The organism is Pedobacter nyackensis (genome assembly GCF_032678475.1).
In the GTDB taxonomy this organism is placed as follows: Bacteria; Bacteroidota; Bacteroidia; order Sphingobacteriales; family Sphingobacteriaceae; genus Pedobacter; species Pedobacter nyackensis_A.
On the sequence record NZ_JAVTSF010000001.1, the window covers coordinates 1,755,067 to 1,778,000 of the forward strand.

16 protein-coding genes and 1 pseudogene are annotated in these 22,934 nt (G+C 40.1%); 8 read left to right on the forward strand and 9 right to left on the reverse strand.

Annotation, left to right across the window (positions count from 1 at the left end; all coding sequences use genetic code 11):
- Nucleotides 1-6: 6 nt before the first annotated feature.
- On the reverse strand, nucleotides 7-1,131 hold the full coding sequence (locus tag R2Q84_RS07040; RefSeq protein ID WP_316815826.1) for an efflux RND transporter periplasmic adaptor subunit: 1,125 nt from the start codon (nucleotides 1,129-1,131) through the stop codon (nucleotides 7-9).
- Nucleotides 1,132-1,387: 256 nt separating this feature from the next.
- Here R2Q84_RS07040 and R2Q84_RS07045 point away from each other — a divergent pair, with 256 nt between their 5' ends.
- Entirely contained in the window at nucleotides 1,388-2,014 is a 627-nt protein-coding gene (locus R2Q84_RS07045) for a metalloregulator ArsR/SmtB family transcription factor (RefSeq protein WP_316815827.1), read from the forward strand.
- A gap of 314 nt (nucleotides 2,015-2,328) precedes the next feature.
- Here R2Q84_RS07045 and R2Q84_RS07050 read toward each other — a convergent pair whose 3' ends face one another.
- The 5 genes from R2Q84_RS07050 to R2Q84_RS07070 all read right to left on the reverse strand — a co-directional run bounded on the left by R2Q84_RS07050 (nucleotide 2,329) and on the right by R2Q84_RS07070 (nucleotide 11,605).
- Nucleotides 2,329-4,992: a valine--tRNA ligase gene (locus R2Q84_RS07050; protein ID WP_316815828.1), complete on the reverse strand. Its 2,664-nt coding sequence runs from the start codon at nucleotides 4,990-4,992 to the stop codon at nucleotides 2,329-2,331.
- A 55-nt stretch (nucleotides 4,993-5,047) separates the two neighbouring features.
- Nucleotides 5,048-5,314 (reverse strand): Txe/YoeB family addiction module toxin, encoded by a 267-nt coding sequence (locus tag R2Q84_RS07055; RefSeq protein ID WP_316815829.1) that lies wholly within the window; start codon nucleotides 5,312-5,314, stop codon nucleotides 5,048-5,050.
- Entirely contained in the window at nucleotides 5,305-5,565 is a 261-nt protein-coding gene (locus R2Q84_RS07060) for a DUF2683 family protein (RefSeq protein WP_316815830.1), read from the reverse strand. The genes R2Q84_RS07055 and R2Q84_RS07060 overlap by 10 nt, the downstream gene beginning before the upstream one ends.
- Nucleotides 5,566-5,885: 320 nt before the next feature.
- Nucleotides 5,886-9,053 (reverse strand): glycoside hydrolase family 2 TIM barrel-domain containing protein, encoded by a 3,168-nt coding sequence (locus R2Q84_RS07065; RefSeq protein WP_316815831.1) that lies wholly within the window; start codon nucleotides 9,051-9,053, stop codon nucleotides 5,886-5,888.
- A 380-nt stretch (nucleotides 9,054-9,433) separates the two neighbouring features.
- The gene (locus tag R2Q84_RS07070; RefSeq protein ID WP_316815832.1) at nucleotides 9,434-11,605 is read right to left on the reverse strand and encodes a S9 family peptidase; all 2,172 of its coding nucleotides are present in this window, start codon (nucleotides 11,603-11,605) and stop codon (nucleotides 9,434-9,436) included.
- A 77-nt stretch (nucleotides 11,606-11,682) separates the two neighbouring features.
- Here R2Q84_RS07070 and R2Q84_RS07075 point away from each other — a divergent pair, with 77 nt between their 5' ends.
- Nucleotides 11,683-12,555: a DMT family transporter gene (locus R2Q84_RS07075; protein WP_316815833.1), complete on the forward strand. Its 873-nt coding sequence runs from the start codon at nucleotides 11,683-11,685 to the stop codon at nucleotides 12,553-12,555.
- 237 nt (nucleotides 12,556-12,792) lie between these two features.
- Here R2Q84_RS07075 and R2Q84_RS07080 read toward each other — a convergent pair.
- Nucleotides 12,793-13,625, reverse strand: a pseudogene (locus R2Q84_RS07080) (Rpn family recombination-promoting nuclease/putative transposase).
- Nucleotides 13,626-13,763: 138 nt separating this feature from the next.
- On the reverse strand, nucleotides 13,764-14,099 hold the full coding sequence (locus tag R2Q84_RS07090) for an MmcQ/YjbR family DNA-binding protein (RefSeq protein ID WP_316815836.1): 336 nt from the start codon (nucleotides 14,097-14,099) through the stop codon (nucleotides 13,764-13,766).
- Between the two features lie 55 nt (nucleotides 14,100-14,154).
- On the opposite strand from R2Q84_RS07090, the gene mnmD reads away from it, so the two are divergent.
- The 6 genes from mnmD (at nucleotide 14,155) to R2Q84_RS07120 (ending at nucleotide 20,540) form a co-directional block, all read left to right on the forward strand.
- The gene (gene mnmD / locus R2Q84_RS07095) at nucleotides 14,155-14,832 is read left to right on the forward strand and encodes a tRNA (5-methylaminomethyl-2-thiouridine)(34)-methyltransferase MnmD (RefSeq protein ID WP_316815837.1); all 678 of its coding nucleotides are present in this window, start codon (nucleotides 14,155-14,157) and stop codon (nucleotides 14,830-14,832) included.
- Nucleotides 14,833-14,926: 94 nt separating this feature from the next.
- On the forward strand, nucleotides 14,927-15,880 hold the full coding sequence (locus R2Q84_RS07100; RefSeq protein WP_316815838.1) for an aldo/keto reductase: 954 nt from the start codon (nucleotides 14,927-14,929) through the stop codon (nucleotides 15,878-15,880).
- Between the two features lie 90 nt (nucleotides 15,881-15,970).
- On the forward strand, nucleotides 15,971-17,083 hold the full coding sequence (locus R2Q84_RS07105; RefSeq protein ID WP_316815839.1) for an AI-2E family transporter: 1,113 nt from the start codon (nucleotides 15,971-15,973) through the stop codon (nucleotides 17,081-17,083).
- Between the two features lie 19 nt (nucleotides 17,084-17,102).
- Complete coding sequence (locus R2Q84_RS07110) at nucleotides 17,103-17,399, forward strand: hypothetical protein (RefSeq protein ID WP_316815840.1); 297 nt, start codon at nucleotides 17,103-17,105, stop codon at nucleotides 17,397-17,399.
- Between the two features lie 7 nt (nucleotides 17,400-17,406).
- Nucleotides 17,407-18,213 (forward strand): nucleoside triphosphate pyrophosphohydrolase, encoded by an 807-nt coding sequence (gene mazG / locus R2Q84_RS07115; RefSeq protein WP_316815841.1) that lies wholly within the window; start codon nucleotides 17,407-17,409, stop codon nucleotides 18,211-18,213.
- 299 nt (nucleotides 18,214-18,512) lie between these two features.
- The gene (locus tag R2Q84_RS07120) at nucleotides 18,513-20,540 is read left to right on the forward strand and encodes a gliding motility-associated C-terminal domain-containing protein (RefSeq protein ID WP_316815842.1); all 2,028 of its coding nucleotides are present in this window, start codon (nucleotides 18,513-18,515) and stop codon (nucleotides 20,538-20,540) included.
- A 3-nt stretch (nucleotides 20,541-20,543) separates the two neighbouring features.
- Here the strand turns inward: R2Q84_RS07120 and R2Q84_RS07125 are convergent, their stop codons facing one another.
- Complete coding sequence (locus R2Q84_RS07125) at nucleotides 20,544-22,925, reverse strand: hypothetical protein (RefSeq protein ID WP_316815843.1); 2,382 nt, start codon at nucleotides 22,923-22,925, stop codon at nucleotides 20,544-20,546.
- Between the last annotated feature and the right edge of the window lie 9 nt (nucleotides 22,926-22,934).

Here is a 22,934-nt window from a genome sequence, read left to right on the forward strand (position 1 = left end):
TATTCTCTATTTCTTCTCGGCAACAGGCTTTATTTTTGTGCCTTCCTGCAACGTACCCATTCCTTCGGTTACCACCTGGTCGCCGGCATTCAAGCCTTTTTTCACCACGTAGAATTCTCCGGATGGAACGTCCATAATCTCTATTTCCACAGGCTTCACACTGCCGTCTTTATTCACAACCACGGCCATCAGTTTTTCCTGCATTTCGTAGGTTGCCTTTGCCGGGATCAGTACCGCATCTTTAACAGGAACAGGAATACTGATGGTTGCACTGGCGCCACTTCTGATAATGCCTTCAGCATTTGGGAAAGCGGCTCTTAAATTCACCGCACCTGTTTCAGTATTGATCAATCCGCCAATACTTTCCATCTTTCCTTTTTCCTTGTAAGTAGTTCCATTGGCAAGCATTAAGGTTACCGCTGGAAACTGCTTCAGTTTATCGTCCATCTTCGTACCTGCAAAACGTTCTGTAAAATCTAAAAACTGTTTCTCATTGAAAGAGAAGTAGGCAAAGACCCTTGCAATATTTGATACTGTGGTTAAAGGTTGAGGAGACGAACTGCTCACCAGGCTACCTGTTTTATAGGGAATACTCCCCACAACACCATCTGCCGGACTATTGATCTGTGTATAACCCAAATTTGTACGCGCATTGGCAAGACCAGCACGTGCTTGTGCAAGGTCCGCTTCTTTAGCGTGTAGGTTAAAGGTGGCCGATTTCAGCTCGTAGTCGCTCACAATACCTTCCTTTACAAGCGGCAGCGCTTTCTCTACCTGCATCTTTGCGGTATTAACTTCCGCTTCTGCATTTTTAATAGCTGCCGAGGCAGTTCTCACTTCCTGTTCGTACTGAGGTGCATTGATCCGGAATAAAGGTTGTCCTTTTTTAACAGATGCCCCTTCGTCAACAAAGATCTGTGCAACGAAACCGTCTACTTTCGGACGGATCTCTATATTCTGTTGTCCTTGTATCGTAGCCGGATATTCGGTATTGATGATAGCTTCTCTACTTTCTATAGTAATTACAGGGTACTCCTGGATGCTGTGCTCCTGGGCAACCTGTTGTTCAGGTCCACAGGCCTGCAATAAAAACAGCAGGGTTATAAATAGTGGTAATTGTATTGGTTTCATAATAAGTATTTGTTTTGTATTAAAAAAAAGCCACAACGGTCCTTTCACTCCCAAAAACCAAGGTTTCCGGACAGTCGGCTGTCATTAAAATTGCTACTGGATAGCCGCTACGGCCAGGTTAAAATTAGCGGTGGTCCGGTATGATAAAGGAGTATATTAACTTGCATGGCGAAACTATAAGTCCTTATATTCTTAATTGTTCGACAAAGTTAGTACTTTTGTTAATAAAACAACTAAACACTTGTTTTATTAGATTATGAAGACAAATCGTTTTTTAATGTTGTTGAAGACACGGGGTGCTTTAACGGCGGGAGAGATTGCTAAAGAATTGAAAATCACAACAGAAGGAGCGAGAACACAATTACTAAAGCTAACGGAGGAAGGGTTAATAGAATCTGTGCACGAATCAAAAGGTGTAGGCAGACCCACACAATATTTTAGTTTAAGTGAGCTGGGCAATAAAAGCTTTCCAGATACACATGCAGAGCTCACAGTGAAACTCATTCAACAGGTTAAAGAAACGCTGGGAGAAGAAGCACTGGAAATGGTAGTGTTCGCTGGTGAGCAAAAAGCGAAACGCCGATACCATCAACAATTAAACCAGGCCAGCACTTTAGAGGATAAAATTCGACTATTAACAGAAATACGTAGCCGGGAAGGCTACATGGCTGAATATACGAAAGAAGACAATGGATATCTGCTTGTGGAAAACCATTGCCCCATTTGTGCTGCCGCGCAAATTTGTCAGGGCTTTTGCACCTCCGAGCTCAACACTTTTAAGTTTGTACTAGGCGAAGATGTGGATATCACACGGGTAAATCACATTATTGCTGGCGACAGAAGGTGCGCTTATAAGATCATTCCAAATAAAATGGTAAAATAAAGGGGCAAAATAAACCGTTCTACTCTAAGGCTGCATCTTTTTCTGAAGGGAAAAAGCGCTGAGGCCTTTTCGCAGAAGGTATATTTTGTTTCAGCGTGATGCAAAGACAAAGAGCATACCAGACCTGAAGAATATCGTTTCAGCATGATGCAAAGACAAAGGGCATACCAGACCTGAAGAATATCGTTTCAGCGTGATGCAAAAACAAAGAGCATACTGTACCAGAAGAATATATGTAGACAAAAAAAGGTGATGTTTTTAGCAAACATCACCTTTTCTTTAATTCAAAATGTATGAGTTCAAGACTTTATTAATTAGTTCAAAGCAGTCAGACTTTCTTGAATAATCTTAATCTTTCCTTCAGCGTCAGCTTGTTTATTCCTTTCATTCTGTATAATTTCAGGTTTTGCATTCTGTACAAAACGTTCATTACTCAGTTTTGCATTTACTGACTTTAAAAAGCCTTCTAAGTAAACCAGTTCAGCGTTTAAACGTTCCTTTTCAGCATCAGCATCAATTGCTTCATTCAGGTGAATAAAGAACTCATCCTTCCCTACCATAAAGCTTACTGCGCCAGGAATTTTATCGTTCACTAGCTCAACCTGACTGATGTTAGCCAGTTTGAAAACGATGTTTAACCACTTTTCGTAGTCTAATCCCGAGTTCACTTTTATAGCCAATGGCAATCCTTCTTTTGGAGAGATCTGTTTGGTATTTCTTACATTTCTGATTTCGGCAACCAAAGCTTTGATCACTTCAACTTCTTTAAGTAAAGTAGCATCAGCATCTCCAACTTTAGGGTAGTTGGCCACAATACAGCAGTCCAGCTCTCCTCTTTCACCAAACAACTCATCATGCCACAATTCTTCTGTTAAGAAAGGCATAAACGGGTGTAGTAAGGTTAATATTCTTTCGAAGAAGCCTGCAGTTGCTTTTAAAGTTTCTGCATCAACAGGATGCTGATATGCAGGCTTAACCATCTCCAGGTACCAGGCACAGAAATCATCCCATACCAATTTGTAAGTCGCCATTAAAGCTTCCGACAAGCGGTATTGTTTAAAGTTATCTTCTATTTCAGCTAACGCTTCATTAAAGCGGTTCTCGAACCACAAAATAGCCTGCTGATTTGGATTCTCCAGGTTATCATTTACTTCCCATCCTTTTACCAGGCGGAAGGCATTCCATATTTTATTGGCAAAGTTACGTCCTTGTTCACAATAGCTTTCATCAAACATCAGGTCATTTCCGGCTGGAGAACACAAAAGCATCCCTACCCTAACACCATCAGCACCATACTTTTCAATCAATCCGATAGGATCAGGTGAGTTTCCTAAAGACTTAGACATCTTACGTCCCAGCTTATCCCTAACAATACCTGTTAAATATACATTGGTAAAGGGTTTCTGACCTCTAAATTCATGTCCTGCCATAATCATTCTGGCTACCCAGAAGAAAAGGATTTCCGGTGCAGTAACCAGGTCATTCGTCGGATAGTAATAATTGATATCCGCATTATCCGGATTTTTAAACCCATCAAATACCGAAATTGGCCATAACCACGATGAAAACCAGGTATCCATTACATCAGGATCTTGTTTTACAAAAGGAGCAAGTTGTTTTTTACAACCGGCAGCCTCCTCAGCTGTAAAGTTCCCGTCAGGATCTTTAAGTTTTAACAACTCATTCAAAGCCTCATCTTTAGTTTTGGCAACTACCCAATTCCCCTGGTTATCATACCATGCAGGGATCTGTTGTCCCCACCACAACTGGCGACTGATATTCCAGTCACGCACGTTCTCCATCCAGTGACGGTAAGTATTCACAAATTTCTCCGGGATCAACTTCACATCACCATTCAACACATCTTCCAGAGCAGGTTTCGCCATCTGGTCCATTTTACAGAACCACTGCATCGACAATTTAGGCTCAATAGCCGCATCTGTACGTTCAGAAAAACCTACCTGCGATTTATAGTCTTCAACTTTATCTAAATGACCGGCCTCATCCAGCAACTTGGCGATCTTTTTCCTCGCGATAAAGCGGTCTTCACCAACCAGGATTACAGCAAGTTCATTTAATGTACCATCTTCATTTAAAATATCTATAACAGGCAGTTTGTGTTTCAGGCCAAGCTCATAATCATTCAGATCATGTGCCGGTGTAACCTTCAAACATCCTGTACCAAAATCCATAGTCACATACTCATCCTCAATTACCGGAATTTCACGGTTAATTAAAGGAACAAATACTTTTTTACCTTTCAGATGTGTATAACGTTCATCATTAGGGTTGATACAAATTGCAGCGTCCGCCATAATAGTTTCCGGACGTGTAGTGGCAATGGTAATAAAATCATCAGATCCTGAAACAGTATACCTGATGTAATACAACTTCTGGTTTACTTCTTTACGGATTACCTCCTCATCAGAAACAGAAGTCTTACCTGCCGGGTCCCAGTTAACCATACGGATACCACGATAAATCCATCCTTTTTTGTACAGGTGGATAAAGCTATCAATAACGGCATCAGACATATCGTCTTCCATCGTAAAGCGTGTACGGTCCCAATCACAACTTGCACCCAGCTTTTTCAGCTGCTCAAGAATAATCCCACCGTATTTTTCTTTCCATTCCCAGGCATATTTCAAAAACTCCTCCCTGGTAATATCAGCTTTATTGATTCCTCTTTCTTTAAGCATAGCAACTACCTTCGCTTCAGTAGCGATAGATGCATGGTCCGTTCCCGGCACCCAGCATGCATTTTTACCCTGCATACGTGCTTTACGAATCAATACGTCCTGAATGGTATTGTTCAGCATGTGTCCCATGTGTAAGACACCGGTGACATTTGGTGGAGGGATTACAATTGTGTAAGGCTCACGCTCATCTGGTTCAGAGTGAAAAAATTTCTTTGAAAGCCAGTAACTATACCATTTGTCTTCTGTCGCCGCCGGATCGTATTTTGTCGAAATGCTCATTATTTTGAAAGTATCAGATTTATTTTAAAACTATTTAAGACCTTACCAGATATAGTTACCTGTAATGTCCTTTTAAAGAGTGTATCTTTATTACTGATTGATCTTCTGGTATTTCATAAATCAATCGATGTCCCTCATCAATACGCCTCGACCATTTCCCATTCATTTCATATTTTAAAGCTTCCGGCTTATCAATACCATTGAAAGGGTCATTTTGTATTGCATTGATTAGTTGTGTAATTTTTGTTTGTATTTTTTTATTGCCAGATTTTAGCCAGAATTTTATATCAGATTGAGCTTGTTGAGAGTAAATTATTTCCACAAATCTTCTGTCTTAATTGCAGTAAACTTCCCGCTCTTAAACTCATTATCACTTTTGTTTATTTTCTCAACAAAGCTTTTACTATAAGGCTCTTTAGCTTCTTTTACCTGGCTATTTTCACTGACGACTTCAGAACCATAAGTCGGTAGATCACTCTTGCTTTCCTCAAACGAGATCTTAAGCGCTTTCATAAATGCTTTCAGCACCGATAACTGCTCTTTATTTTTCGGATGTACAATTAGTGTTCCCATTTTACAAATTTAAAGTTTATTGCCCACAAAATGAAAAGGAAAAAAATACAGATGCTGTTCGCTTCCTCAAACCGACCAACGGGAGCTCCCGAGTACAAAAAACAATAAAAACTAACGAGAAATCTTTTGCGGAAGGGTAAAATCTTTGCATGTCAGCTCACTGCACTGATTTTTTTAGAAAAAGAAAAGAAGGCAGTACATTTTGCACTGCCCCCTTTGCCCCTTGTGACCAAAAAAATTACCTACTCCGAAAGCGCATTGGAAAATTTTTTCCTTCTTCAGGAAAAAAGGTTCCCGCGATTGAGGAGTATGGTTATTTTTTAAATTGGTTTAATATAATAACTATACTTATAATCTTTAAATGGAATCTGGTATTGGATTAAAGGCATTGCACCCCAGCTGTCGATCCCCTGCACCCCTAATTGCTGCAAATCCATATGTACATAAATTTGGTTACGCTTTACCAGCTCACCCGAATGGTATTGCTTTTTCTCGGCTTCAGGATCTAAATCCTCAACAGCATATGGCAAAGCATTAAAACTTAACAGCTGATCCGCAAATTCAAAACGCAGTCCTCTACCTTGTTTATTAGTAAAAGCTACCCAACGCACATCAGTCTTATTACCACTTTCCTGCGGACGGGCATAAGGAAAATATTGCTCCGCAACAGTAGATTTATAAACACCAATCAATGACGCCGTTTTTCTATCCACGTAATTCTCTCCGGGCCCGCGGCCATACCATTCAATATTGCTATAGTTTTGGTTCAGTTGCAAGTCATTCCCAATACGCATTAAGGTTTTATAATTACCCCTAACAGCTTTAAATTGATTGTCAACCTGAATGGTACCATCTCCCGATACATTAAAAACCTGCGTGGTTTGCTCATCTCCGTTTAACAAATTGGCTGTTACAGTAAGCTTAAAACTATTCGGAGTCGTGCTCACCACAGATTGAATATGGTTTGCACCTGTTTCCTGATAAACATTGCGCCACATACGCAAGCTTTGGTTCAAACCAGCACCGATATCGTTATCTGTTGGTGCACGATAGAAGCCTGGCTGAGGCCCTGAGGCCAGGACTTCCTGCCCCTTAGAAATGTAGCTAACCAATGTTCCTTTAGTTAAGTCAAAAGTTGCTGTAAAATCAGTCCCCTTAACAATAGCCTTACCTGGTGTCTGTTCAACTTTTAAAGTCTTTTTAACTTCAGCATAAGTATTCACCTTCGGCATACCCGACAGTACGATTTGCTCATATGCAACCTCATACCCCTTCTCCAAAAATGGCTCAGGTGTTTTTAGTCGATAATAAACATTCAAGAAATATTCCTTGCCTTGTTTATAATTTGTTTTGAATGGCAACACCATAGTCTGCACTTCACGCGGACCAATATTCAAATTATTAACTACACCACGTTGAATGACCTTCCCGTCTTCCGACACTTCCCAATTCAATTGCACATTACTCAGATCTTTAAAGAAATAGCTGTTATTTACATTAACCTGGTTTGTTCCGTTAAAAGTCGTTTTTATAAACTGATGCACTTTTTTAACTTCCACTGCCATAGGCGTCATTCCGCGGTAAGCGGTCACCACACCTTTAACACAGAAATTATTATCGCTAAAATTCTCATCAACAGGTCCGGTTAATGGGAAATCCCCTCCATAAGCCATAATACGCTTACCATTTTTAACGGTATCAATAGACTGATCTATCCACTCCCAGATAAAACCACCCTGCAGTTTAGGGTTATTTTCAATCGCATCCCAGTATTCCTTGAAATTACCCAGACTATTGCCCATAATATGCGCATACTCACTCATGATAAACGGCCGTGTATTTCCCGATTTCGAATAATAAGGCAAATCATCAGGCGAAGGATATTGAGGTACAATCATATCTGTATTGAAATCATCTTCCGCTCGTTCATACTGCACCGGGCGAATATCATTTTTCTTCAACCATTCATAAGCCTCATAAAAATTAACGCCGTTGCCCGCTTCATTACCTAAACTCCAGGTAACAACCGAAGCATGGTTCTTATCACGTTCATACATGCGCTGGATGCGTTCCAAATGTGGCACTCTCCATTGCTTATCATTCCCAAGAGTGGTTTCTAAACTGTAGTATCGACCATGACTTTCGATATTTGCTTCATCAACTACGTATAAACCATATTCATCACAAAGCTCCATCCAGTAAGGATCTGGCGGATAATGAGAATGACGGACAGCATTCACGTTCAGCTTTTTCATCATCTCCATATCCTTTTCCATGTCGGCATGCGTTAAAGTATGACCTTGTTTAGCATTGTGTTCGTGTCGGTTTACCCCCTTTAAAAACACACGTTTGCCATTCACAAGGAAATCACTCCCTTTGATCTCTACGGAACGGAAACCAATTCGTTGAGGAATCACTTCAATCACTTTCTGGTCTTTATCCTTTAAAGTGATATACAAAGTATAGAGATAAGGGGTTTCGGCCGACCATGGCTTAACCTGGTCAACTTCTGTTTTAAAAGATAGCTTACTATGAAAATTACCCAAAACAGTAGTCAGCTTCGAATCTTCTTTCCAAACGCTTTTACCTTTGGCATCAACCAGATCTAAAGCTACATAAAAACTATCCGGGCGACTGTGGTTCGTTCTTCTGTCAATTTTATAATTGTCGACTATAATCGTTGCACTCAACAAACCATTTTTATAGGTCGGGTCAAGCGTAGCCACCGTTTTAAAATCCCTGACATTTAATTTTGGTGTAGCGTACACATAAACATCGCGTTCGATACCCGAAATACGCCACATATCCTGACATTCCAAATAAGTTCCATCACTCCATCGGTAAACCTGCAGTGCGATTAAATTCTCTCCCGGTTTTACATATTTAGTGATGTCGAACTCTGCCGCCAGCTTACTATCCTCACTATAGCCCACCTTTTTACCGTTTACCCAAATAAAGAAGGCTGACTTTACGGCACCGAGGTTTATAAAAACCTGACGGCCGTTCCAGTTCTCTGGAATCGTGATTTTCTTACGATATGAGCCTACCGGATTGTTGTCCACAGGAATATCAAAGGGGGGATTCATCTTTGAACCAGTTAACTGCCTGCCTGCAAATTCATAAGGCTGATTTACATAAATTGGTGTTCCATAACCATTGGTTTCCCAATTAGCCGGCACTTTAAAATTGTCCCAATTGTTGTCATCAAAACCTGTCTGATAAAAATCAACCGGGCGCTTTCGCGGATCCTTCACCCAATTAAACTTCCAGGTACCATTTAAAGAAATGAAAAAGGTCGACTGCGCTTTAACTCTTTTTTCCGCCAATGTCCTGCTTTCAAAAGCGTAAGACTGGGCCCGCATCGGCATGCGGTTTATAGAAACAATTTCAGGAGTTTGTAATTCCACTGGTAGTTCCTGCATCTGTACCTGCGCTTGTGCCTGCCAGGCTAAAACTGAGAAAACTAATAAAAAAAAGGTCTTTTTCATCTGTATGTACGGTTATCAATTTCGGCTGCAACGACATATCCCTATCCGCTCAAACCAAGGTATTTAGATTGTGTTTTTGCAGTGATAAAAATACAATAAAATCCAATTGAAAATAATACTTCTATAAACAAGCAAAAGGGGGAAGTACATTTTGTACTTCCCCCTTTTTACTTCTTATAACTTTTTTACTTCTTATAACTTTTTTACTTCTTGTGACCTTTTTACTTCTTGTGACCTTTTTACTTCTTGTGACCTTTTTACTTCTTGTGACCAAAAAAATTACCTACTCCGAAAGCGCATTGGAAAATTTTTTCATTCTTCATGAAAAAAGGTTCCCGCGATTGAGGAGTACGGTTATTTTTTTCCGTTATTTTTTTCCGTTACTTTTTATCTTTCAAATACAGATCAAAGTAATCCGTTACTTTCTGATACAGATGTACCCTATCTTTCCCCATTACATTATGTTCATGGCCAGGATAAATCATGTAATCAACCTGCACACCTTTATCCACTGCATGTTTCACAAAATCAACAGAATGTTGCTGTACCACAACAGGATCCTGCTGACCATGGATCAATAACAATTTACCTTTCAGCTGATCCACTCTGTTACTTAAATACGTTGCAGCATAACCTTCAGGATTTTCCTGAGGCGTATCCATATAACGTTCCGTATACATTACTTCATAAAAAGCCCAGTTAATTACCGGACCACCCGCTACAGCAGCTTTAAACACACCAGGGTGAGTCAACATGAAGTCAGTAGTAGCAAAACCACCGAAGCTCCATCCAAACAAGCCCATATTGGCAGCATCCACATAAGGTTGTGCTTTCAGGTAATCTACCGCACTCATCATGTCTTCCATTTGTACCTCACCAGCACGACGGAACATTGACTGCTCAAATGCTTTACCTCTGTTATCACTACCCCTTACATCAACAGTAAGTACTACATAACCGTTTTGCGCCATATATCTCGACCAATAGTCGCCCGCACCGGCATTCCAGCCATTCATAACCAACTGTGCATGAGGGCCACCATACCAATATACCACTACCGGGTATTTTTTAGTCGCATCATAATTTACAGGTTTATACAAATTCATGTACAAATCGTCACCTGTTTTGCTTTTGATGGTAAAAATCGATGAATTTTGAGTAGCATAAGCCGCCAAAGGATTTGCAGCTTTTAACAACACCTTTGCTTTAGAAGTAGCAGTTTCTACCAGTTGAATTACTCTGGGCTCCTCAGGCGTACTGTAACTATCAATTACCGTATTTCCCGAAGTACTTACCTGTGCATTGTGCACTGCAAAGCCCTGTGTAATTCTACGTGATTTACCAGACTTCACGTTTAAAGCATATAAATTCCTTGTTATCGGCGACTCTTCAGTAGACACATAAAACAACTGATCACCTTTAGCATTAAAACCCTTTACGTCCAGAACTTCCCAGGGACCTTTAGTTAACTGCTTTAAAACTTTACCTTTTAAATCATACAGGTACAAATGGTTCCATCCATCACGACTACTTTGCCAGATGAATTTTGAAGGATCATTTTTCAAGAATAACATAGGCACTTGAGGCTCTACATACTTCTCATCTTTCTCTTCAAATAAAGTTTTCACAAATTCGCCAGTTACTGCATCATACTGATTTAGCTTCATGTGATTTTGTCCACGGTTCAATACCGCTATAAAAACATATTTATCATCCGGACTCCAGGCAATATTTGTTAGATATTGTTCAGAACGCTCTCCAGCCTCAGCCGTTTTTAAATAAACCACAGCTTTGGTTTCCGCATTATAAACACCTACAGTTACCTGATGACTTTTATCTCCAGCCATAGGATATTTGATATTTACATTCTGTGCAGGTCTGGTTGTCCAGTCAATAATCGGATAATCAGTTACCATGCTTTGGTCCATTCTGTAAAAAGCAAGCACCTTTCCGTTATTGCTCCAGAAAGTTCCTTTGCTGATCCCAAATTCTTCTCTGTGTACAGTAGAAGCATATACGATATCTTTAGTACCATCTGTAGTCACTTGCTTTTTGTCGCCACCCTTAGCTACAAACAAGTTGAAATTATCCAGGTAAGCTACATAGCCTGCGCTACTTTCCTCAACATTTGACTTCGACATCAACGATTGATCAACCAATACATCTACTGTATTTTTAACCGGATCAAGTGCAACTTTACTACCATTAAGGTTTAAAATCCATGCCGGTCCCTGGTTAAACTGAATCATCGGAAGCATTTTTAAAGTATCCTTTTGGGCAGCTCTTAATTTCTGGTTTAACTGTGTTAAGGTAAGAAAAGGTTTATCGGTTGCAGATTTAGCATTTCCGGTTAACCATACCGGGTTATTACCCATACGTTTTGCATAAACGTAATCTTCCGTTCCGTAAATAAATTGAATTTGACTTAGGTTTTCAGGGGCAAGCGTTGTTCGCGCATTGCTCATCGCATCCTGCATGGTAAATTGTTTATTTTGTGCAAAACCACAAAAAGCAATTGCTACCAGGCACGACAGCAGAATCAGTTTCTTCATTCGTATAAAAAATTAGTTTGGACAAACTTATATAAAATGCTGCAAATAACGTTACTTCTTACCTTACCTTTGCTGTAATGAAAACGATACTTGCCGGCTTACTTTTTGCCATGTTATGGGCTTCTGCTTCGGTTGCTACCAAATTTGGTGTTCTGTCGGCTCCTCCACTTATACTTGGCAACCTTCGTTTCTTTATAGCTGGGGCTGTTTTACTGGGGTTTTGCTACCTGATCAGCAGGGATAAACAATACAGGTTCCCAAACACAGAAGAATGGCGGCAATTAGCCATTTTTGGCTTCCTCAATACCACGGTATACCTGGGGATGTATGTGGTAGCTATGAAATATACCGCTGCAGGGATTGGCAGTCTGTCTACGTCCACCAATCCTTTACTTATTGTTTTACTATCCTCATGGTTAATGGGGCGCCGACCTGCAAAAGCTGAAATACTAAGCATCATTATCGGAATGTCTGGTATAGCATTGGCTACCTATCCCTTACTTAAAAGTGCCAATACCAGCATTTTCGGTGTAAGCTTACTGATGTTAAGCATGGTAGCTGTTTCCTTTGCAAGCGTTTACTATGCAAGGGTAAAATGGACATTACCAAACCTATTGATTAACGGATGGCAGGTAACACTGGGCGGACTATTTTTACTCCCCTTTACTTTTTTCATGAGTGACTTTAGCGCCGTACAGTTCGATAATCGCTTAATATTTTCTGTATTATGGCTCAGTCTTTCTGTTTCTGTAGTTGGCCTAATCTGCTGGTTCTATCTCTTAAAAATAGACACAGTGAAAGCTTCGTTATGGTTATTCCTTTGTCCACTTTTCGGTTTCTTCTATGCCTGGTGGCTTTTAGATGAGCCTATTACCTGGTATACCATTGCCGGAACCTTCCTGGTGGTTACAGGACTTTACATTGGCCAGCGCAAGAAATTAGGGGTGTAATAGTAGCAATCCGACATCCTGCCAATAACACTTTTTTTTCGGTTAACACAATATTTTTTGTTAAAATATGTTAAATACATATAAAAAGAGCAGAGATGAAGACGATAAATGTATTTTCCCTTACTGGCACCATCCTACGGAGACTTGGAATAGCGAAAATCTATTACTGGTTTAACAAGTAGTAATTTCAATATAGAAGGGCACTTACTCTTACTTAAATCAGCCCTACTTTAGGAATTAAATTTTTTCTATTTCTTCAATAGAAAGACCTGTAAGTTCTGCAATGTCATCATTGGATGAACCTTTCTTTTTCATCTTTAATGCAATTTCAATCTTCGTCCTTTTTTCAGCTTCTTTCTCAGCGTAGCGAATGCCCGCATTCCAATCAGATTTTGCTTTCACATCTGAATGGTACAACTCACGCTCTTCCTTAGTCATTTTACTCATCTCCGCAATTTTAAACACTTTCTGGAACACCCTTTTATCCAGGAAATCAGGAATTTTATCCAAACGGCTCAGGTTCTTTAATAGATAGAACCATTTGTCCAACTCTGTTATCAGTTCACTTTCCTTTTTATCAAAGTTAGGCAATTCCAAAAACTTATAGCCCATTCCTTTGTAAAAAACCTTCCCGGTATCCCTATTCATCAGCGCAATATTGTGCAGGTAATTACTATTGATATTATTGAACTGAAACTCCATAATTCCGATCAAGTAGACTTCTTTTAGAGGAGCATCCCAATTGGAACTTCCTTTTGGAAGTTGGGAACTAATTAATCCGGACATATAAAATACGCACCTGTCCCTAAAAAATTCCTGATCTGTGCGTTGCATCTCAATAATAAATTTCTCCCCATCCACACCTGTACAAGTCAAATCAAAGAGCACTTTTTTTCTTTTGAATCTTCACCGGAATACTCAGTAGGGCTATATGTAATGTCGGCAACAATTTTTTCGCCTTCAAACAAAGCGTTCAAAAAGTCAATCATAATGTCTTTGTCCGGCTCACTGCCAAACAAGCGCTTGAAACCATAGTCTGTAAGCGGATCAATAAAACGTGCTTTTGTCATAAATAAATAAAATTAGTTACGACAAATCTATATTGGTTTCATTCTAAGGGCCACAGTATAACCGGATATAAACGGATATAAACGATTAACACGGTTAATTAAGTACATCCTCAGGATTCTCCCTTACATTACAAGGTCCTACGCATACTTTGCCTGCGTTTTTTTAGGCAGTTTAGATAACACCAGTCTCCGGGATTCAGCGATCCTGCTTTGTAGTTCGGCAGATGGAAGTGCATCGATACTTTCCAGCACTACCCATTGTCTTTTTGCAAAATGCGGTGCCTGCTTAATGCCATGTCTAGCTGTCAGCTCATCAAAATCTTCCGGATCACACTTCATACACAGGTGTCCATCTTCCAATGAGGCCAGTACAAAAATCTTTTCTTCGATCATAAAGCAAAGGTGGTCCCATTTCATCCCTTCGGTGCTTCCGTTTAAACTCAGACAATAGTCTCTCAATGATTCAATATCCATACCCGGTAATTAATAAGCACTAAAGTTAAAAACAATTTTCTCTAAGTTTGCAGCAATGAATAAGATCACTTTAACTGCCGACGGCTCGAATACTTTATACAATGAAACCATTGGCGAGCATTATCACTCCAAACATGGCGCTTTACAGGAAAGTAAACATGTATTTATTGATGCAGGTTTAAAACATGCCATCAGTAGCTTCCCTGATCAGCAGATTAGTATTTTAGAAGTCGGATTTGGCACCGGGCTTAATTTTTTACTTAGCGCAGCATACGGACAAGAACAAAAGGTTGATCTGAACTACACCTCCCTGGAAGCTTTCCCCCTGCAAATAGAAGAACTGGAATCAACGGGTTACAGTAGCTATGTTCCCCAGGAGATATGGAATGGAACAGTCAACAACTACGGCAAAGCCTTACAACAGGCAGTACAGGTTGTGCCGGGGCAGCAATTAAGGATCGTACATACTTACTTACACCGGTACGAAACGGACCAGCAATTTGATCTCATTTATTACGATGCCTTTTCGGTACAACATCAGCCAGAAATGTGGACGGATGAAATCATTGCACATGTTTGCAAATTCCTAAAACCTGGAGGAATCTTTGTAACCTATGCCATTACCGGAAAATTAAAACGCGCACTAAAAAGTGTTGGTTTTAGCATTGAGAAATTACAGGGAGCACCAGGTAAAAGAGAAATGTTAAGAGCAACAAAAACTCCGTTCGTTTAATTTTGTTAAATATACGTTCGTCATCCCGGTGAAGACCGGGATCTGGCAACTGTATAACAAAGCTGTACAATAACACCTTTTTAAGAAAAAACAAATGGAGAAAAGAAAATTAGGTAATTCAGACTTATTCGTTTACCCCATCACTTTTGGGGGCAATGTATTTGGCTGGACCATAGACGAGAGAAAATCATTCAAAATACTAGACGGTTTTACAGATGCCGGCTTTAATTTTATAGATACCGCAGATTCCTATTCGCACTGGGCACCCGGCAATAAAGGCGGCGAATCAGAAACCATTATAGGCAACTGGATGGCAGACCGTAAAAAACGTCAGCAGGTTATTATCGCCACCAAAGTAGGCTCTATTCCAGGTTCCAAAAAGAAAAGCCTGGCAAAAGACTATATTCTTAAATGTGTTGACGATTCCCTTAGAAGACTAAAAACGGACTATATCGATCTTTACCAATCGCACTATGACGATCCCGATACGCCTATTGAAGACACCCTTGAAATATACGATCAGCTCATCAAAGCAGGAAAAATACGCTGGGTCGGTGCATCTAACTTTTCTGCAGCACGCTTAACTGAAGCACTGGAAACTGCTCAAAAATTGAGCTTACCAAAATACCAGACCTTCCAGCCCGAGTATAATCTATACAAACGCGAAGGTTACGAAAAGGACCTGGAAAAAGTAGTGACAGAAAACCAGCTGGGCGTAATTAACTATTATGCATTAGCCAGTGGTTTTTTAAGCGGAAAGTACCGGTCGGCAGCCGACCTTAATAAAAGTCAGCGCGGTGAAGGTGTTAAGAGCTACCTGGACGACCGCGGCTTTAAAATATTAGCTGCACTAGATCAGGTTTCGGAACAATACAACGCTAATCCGGCAAGTATTGCTTTGGCATGGCTCATTGCAAGGCCGTCAGTTACCGCACCAATTGCCAGTGTAACCAACCTTACGCAACTGGAAGATCTGGTTAAAGCGGCCAATATCCGATTAAATACAGAAGACATTGCTATTTTGGATCAGGCCAGTGCCTGGTCTTAATCACAAAAATATCGTTCAAACAAATGGCCTGTCAAATATTTGGCAGGCCATTTGTTTTTGGTTAATTTACATCATAATTAACCCGGACATATGAAAAACATCTCCCTACCCTTTTATACAAAGCTGGCGATGGTACTGTTCTCTATTATCTGCCTCGGCTACCTGGCAATATTAGGACAAACCATTCTTGCTCCGCTACTCACCTCCTTTCTGCTGGCCCTGTTACTATTGCCTATGGCAGATTTTATGGAGCGTAAATGGCGTTTCAAAAGAAGCATTGCTTCAATCATCTCTGTGGTACTGATGATTGCTGTCATTTCATCTATCCTTTTTTTCCTGGCTAATCAACTTACAGACCTATGGGAAGACTGGCCACTGTTAAAACACCAGGCAGAAACCTCTTTTCACGACATCCAACATTGGATATCCAGGACATTTGATGTCAATACGCAAAAACAAATAGACTACCTCAAAGATAGCGCAAGTACAGCAGTAGCAACAAGCGCTTCCGTATTAGGAGCCACCCTGCTTACCTTGTCTTCCACCCTACTGTTCCTCTCCTTTCTTTTACTGTTTACCTTTTTCATTCTCAATTATCGTGGTATCCTTTTCAGCTTTCTAACCTCTGTATTCGAAGAAAAACACAAACAAAAGGTAGGCGAAATTGTACGTCAGGTTCAGTACATCATTAAAAAATACATAACCGGACTGTTTTTACAGATGTTTATTGTTACCATATTAATGATTTTCACCCTTTGGATACTGAATGTAAAATATGCAGTATTGCTGGGTTTAATCTCCGGGATTTTCAATATTGTCCCTTACATCGGCATCTTTACAGCTTTGCTCATCAGTGTACTCATCACTTTTGCCACTGCCGGAGCAGCCAAAGTTTTACTGGTAGTTGTTGCTTTTGTAAGTATCCATGCCCTTGATGGCAATGTGCTGATGCCGTTAGTAGTAGGTTCAAAAGTAAAGATCAATGCCTTGTTTGCCTTTATTGGTATTGTTGTAGGCGAAATGATCTGGGGAATTTCCGGTATGTTCCTCTGTATTCCGTACCTGGCTATGCTTAAAATTATCTTTGATAAGGTCGACCAGCTGAAACCCTGGGGCATTTTACTTGGTGGTGAAGAGAAGCCCGAAAAGAAACGAAAGGTATACCGCATCACCAAAAAAATAAAACTGGAAGAACAGGAATAAAGCCCAGGAAAATAAACAAATGGCAAAAAACAAATCTCCCCATATACTCAACACCTCTGCAACCTTGCTGGGCCTTTGCTTTGTAGTACTTACTTCTATCAAAGTATCTAAAATGGAGGACAGTACATTGATTGATGAAACCACTGCACTGGCTATCATTTTATTTATGGCGAGTTCTATTCTTTCCTTTCTATCTATACGTAAAGAAAGAAATACACATGACCACCTGGAAAAAATTGCGGACTTTATATTTTTATCAGGCCTCATTGTTCTTTTTTTAACCACAATGATGGTTACCTTTAACGTCGTAAAATAAAACTCAAATGCCTAACAATATACCTCCTGTTACCGCTGCTGATCCAGCATCCGCGTTCACTCGTCTTTTAACTGTTTTAGATACCTTACGTACACAATGTCCCTGGGATAAAAAACAGACTATGGAGACTTTAAGGCACCTCACTATTGAGGAAACTTATGAGCTTTCGGATGCTATTTTAGAAGGCGATCTGGACGAAGTGAAAAAAGAACTAGGTGACGTTATGATGCACCTGGTATTTTACGCACGTATTGCTTCTGAAACCAATGACTTTACAATTGTCGACGTATTAAATAGTGTTTGCGATAAACTCATCAGTCGCCACCCTCACATTTACGGTGATGTAGAAGTTCAGGATGAACAGGATGTAAAACGCAACTGGGAAAAGCTTAAACTAAAGGAAGGCAATAAATCCGTTTTAGCCGGAGTACCTGCCGGACTACCGTCTCTAGTGAAAGCTAGTCGCATCCAGGAAAAGGCCCGTGGTGTAGGCTTCGACTGGGAAGACAAATCACAGGTATGGGAAAAGGTGGAAGAGGAAATGCAGGAATTTAAGGATGAATTTAACGTGGTAGACAATGAAGCTATTGACACCGAAAAGGCGGAAGCTGAATTTGGCGACCTGCTGTTTTCATTGATCAATTATGCCCGTTTTATCAATATCAATCCGGAAAATGCACTGGAAAAAACGAATAAGAAATTCATTAAGCGCTTTCAATACCTGGAAGAGAAAGCGAAGGAAAATGGTAAGGAATTACAGGATATGACATTGGCGGAAATGGATGTTTATTGGAATGAAGCAAAGAAAAAATAACCGTTCTTTTCGGAGCCTGGCATCTTTTAGGCTCCTGAAAAAGGAGCAAAAAGCGCCTGAGGTCTCCTCGAAGAAGGTAATTTTTTCGGTTAAACAGGGTGGTTAAGTAGGATGGTTATGCAGGATTGTTATGCAGAGTGCTTAAGCAGGGTTACTATGTAGGGTGGATGAGCAGGGTGGTTATGCAGGATTGTTATGCAGAGTGCTTAAGCAGGGTTACTATGCAGGGTGGTTATGTAAGGTGGTTATGTAGGGTGGATTTCCAAAATTAGATACTTTGCCTTATATTTAGTTCAAATATGATACGCGCTCTTCTTTTGCTTTCGGTTGTACTTTTTTTCTGTCGCGATTCATTTTGCGCAGTTCCGGATAATGACCAGATAAAGGATGCTAAAATTTTAACTGACATCATAGGCTATTGCTCTGGTGATGCGGCATATTCCAATATCGATGCTACGGCAAGTAGCTTCCAGAAAGCGTCATTCTGGCTTTCTGAAGGAAAAGACATCTGGTATAAATTTACAGCACAAAAAACGGACATCAATATTTCTGTAACGGGTAAAACCAGTGGCACAAGTACCAATACGTTAATTGCTCCGCTAATTGCTATTTATACTTACGACGGCATCAAATTAACGGAGATGATCGGGTCAATGGTTACAGCAAACAACTTAACCACAGCTTATAAAGGGGGACTCATTGTAGGAACGGAGTATTATATCCGAATTAGTGCAGAACAAAACAGCACAGGTACATTTAAGTTATGTATTAACAATTATACGCCTCCAACCAAACCTGGACAGGACTGTGCAACTGCAAGTCTTTTATGTACTAAAGAAACATTTTCGGAAACAAATATTACGGGTGCAGGAAACAATAACACGGAAACAGCCGGCTCATGCCTGGCTATTGAGTCGAACTCTGCATGGTACAAGTGGACCGCCGCCAACAATGGCACCCTGACTTTCGCCATCACGCCAACATCTAATACTGATGATATCGATTGGGTGCTGTATGACCTGGGGCCGAATGGTGATTGCTCCAGGTTGATTCCCGCAAATGCCATCAGGTGCGCTACCGGAAATGGTATAAACTGTACACCGTCCTATTTTGTTACGGGGCTAAACCTTACTTCTGTAGATATCAGTGAACAAAGTAATTGTCCACCCGGACAAGATGGATGGCTCAAATATGTAGATATGATTGAAGGGCATACCTATGCGCTGCTGATCAACAATTTTTCTAGCGGAAATAACGGCTTCACACTTTCCTTTGGTGGAACAGGAGAATTTGAGGGACCAAAAACAGAAATACAGATCGACAAAAACAGTTTATGTGAGCTCGACCAGAGTTATACCTTTTCGGCTGACTTAGATAATTCCAGGACTCTGGACTGGGATTTTGGAACGACCGCAAGTATAACCAGTGCTACCGGCCCCGGGCCACATTTGGTAACTTATAATTCCGTCGGACAAAAGAGTATCAGCTTAAAGGCTACCAACTCCCTGGGTTGTTCTGTCATCAGCTACTATAATCTTTATGTGGCATATACACCCGAAAAGCCTATTATTACCGCCTCAGCTACAAAATTGTGTGTAGATGATGTTTTAAAATTTAATACACCAGATGTTAAGGATGCCATTTACTCCTGGTCTGGGCCCGATAATTTCAGTTCTTCCCTTCAAAATCCTGAAATTATAATCAGAGGTCCGCAAAATGCCGGAGATTATAAACTAACTATACAGGTTGGAGATTGTGTTAGTGAAGAAGCCATATTTAATATTCCTCCAATTCCACCAAAGGCCTTTGCAGCATTTCGTACTGATACCGATTTTTCATTAAAATATGTATCCCCTACCACCATCACTTTCATCAACGAATCTGTAAACGCATCCGCATACATCTGGGATTTTGGAGATGGCAGATCTTCTACAGAAATCAATCCCCGTCATACCTATACCAGTCCGGGGAACTTCAACATTTCTCTTACCGCAATTACCGACAATGAATGTTCCAATACAACATTCAGGGGTAAGCTGGTTATTTTAAAAGACGCTTCTATATTTGTTCCAGATGCCTTCTCGCCAAATGGCGATGGAATAAATGATGAACTGAATGTCAGTATCCCTAATTTAAAGGAGTATCGAATCATCATTATTAACCGCTGGGGCACCAAGATTTTCGAAAGCACAAATATATTTAAGAACTGGGATGGCCGAAAGGATAACCAGGACCTGCCAACAGGAGTTTATTATTATGTGATTAACGGAAAAGATGTCCATAAAAATACCGTAAAAAAAACAGGATCAGTTATGCTGCTTAGGTAAAACCTATTTTGTGTTTTTTTCTATTTTATCCACTCTGCTTTTTAACGTTTCATTTTCTTTCTTTAACTCAATAAGGTACAACGTTAATTCTTCAATTTTCTGTAGAAGTTTAGCATTCATCTCTCCCACGTCAATACCCTCTTTTTTCACCTCGGCGGCATTTGGAATATTTGGTAAGTGTTTATTTTTCAAAACGAACTTTTCCAGTTCATTTAAAGGAAGAATGGGATAATCTTTTTCGAAAACATAATCAGGCCATTGTGCCTGTGGTTTAACTTTTACACTTTCTGCCATGATACCACCACCTACAGCTAACTTATAACTGTGTACATTAGTGGTTCCGATACCAACACTTGTACTAAAAAGTTTGACACCAGCTATTGTTTCATTTCCTGTTTTGTGAACCGCATTCGCGTCCAGCGTAGCAACCGATGCCTGAGTCGCAGCATCAATAGTAATATTTGCAGATCCATCAAATGAAACTCCATTAATTGTACGAGGTGTGGCCAGCTTTGTAGCACTTGCAGCATTATCCCCCTGGTTCATTAAAGTTTTCCAACCAGTCCATGAGTTACCCGAATTAACGGAATAGTTACCAAATCTTACTTGTAAATTGTCTCCACCATTAATTGTTCCATAAGGAGTATACAACTGTAAAGTACCTCCTCCGGCACCATAAGTTCTCATAGTCATTACAGAACCATAATTTTGCCATCCACCGGGTGCTCCTGGCTGAACAAATGATGATTGGATTCCTAATGAGTAATTATTAGGTAACATATCATGGGTCCAGGTGTATTGAGGTATGGCTGAAAGCACCTTGGCACTTGTTGCAGTTGTCGCATTACCAGTTACATCTGCAACTACTCCAAAAGGAACTGTCACCATGCCATCATTTCCAACAGTCAGTACATCTCTATTTGTTGTGCTATTACCTTGCTGTAACTTTAGTTGAAGGTAATCAGCTGTTAATGGGTTTTTACCTAATATATTTCCAGTTCCTCCTTCCGCATCTATTTGCATATATTGAAGTGAGGATGTTCTTTCTATTTTAGTAATACCTTTTGCACTTACCCCTCCTTTGAATAATTCTAATTGATAACCGCTAGGTAAAGCTTCTGTACCAAATGTAAATCCTCTTGTTCCTACTCCAAAACCATCAATCTGAACAGCTGCATGATTGGCCATTTTGCCAATACCTATAGCGTTATTATCATATACTGTTGCTGCACTAGATTTAAATAGATGCGCGGAAGCCACATATGCATTACTGCCTAAATCACTTACTATATACATATTGTTATTCGTGCCAGAACCTAAACCTACATATCCCAATCTCGTACCTACATTATTATGATAAGACATATAAGTATTTCCTGTTCCTGTTGTGCTGTATAACTGAAGAGAGTTCCCTGCATTTGTTAACCTCGTTATCCCAAGAACTTCCAGTTTAGCACTAGAAACTGCATCAGTCCCAATACCTAAATTTCCTACTAAATAATTTCTGGCAGTACCACTCATGTAAAGGTTATAGTTATTAGTTCCAGCAGGGATGCCACTACTAAAGCCTCTATTTGTAGCCCCACCTACTAAAGTAGAACTCACTTCAAACCCTGTTTGAAGCGACACTGATGATCCTGCGCCAAACGCACGTTGAGCCGCACTAAAATGAGTCAAATTACTTAAAACTGTAGATGATGGAACAGTGCTTAAGGATGTTCGAAATCCATATCCACCACTAGTTACGTCGCTGCCTATATTTGTTGTCATTTGATAACCCACAGCACTTGATGCACCTTCTAAGTTTGCAGTATGGTTAATTCCTACGTTATTTGCCGCACCAGCCGTACCTACACCTAACCTAAGACCATATAACGATCCACTGAATGCTCCAACAGTTCCATTTAATTGACCTGTCATGGTATCACCAGACTTCAAGACATAATTACCACCTGCTGTTGGAGCATTCATGACTTGAAAATTAGTTCCATCATAATAAACAGCATACACTTTATTCGCCAATAAATCACCTGAGACCAAAACTGCACTAGCGTCTTTAACCAACGTCTTAGCACCTAATCCATTTAAATTTAGGGTCGAAGCGCCCGTATTGGCGGTTGTTATTTTGATATAAAACACCTGTCCCATACTGTAAGCAGTTATCGCAGGGTTTATACTAGCTGTATACGTATTAGCCCCTGCAGCTGTTACAGCAGAAACTTTAGCCCCATTTTGGTCTAAATATTTTGAGCCTTGTAATGCCAAAGCAGTTGCAAATTTATCATCATCTGTACCGGTATTAATTTCAGACGAAGTCGCCTTAACCTGCCCATAAGTAGAATTTAAAGTAAGTAGCGCAAAAACGGTAAAAAAGAATTGTTTCATGAGGTTAAT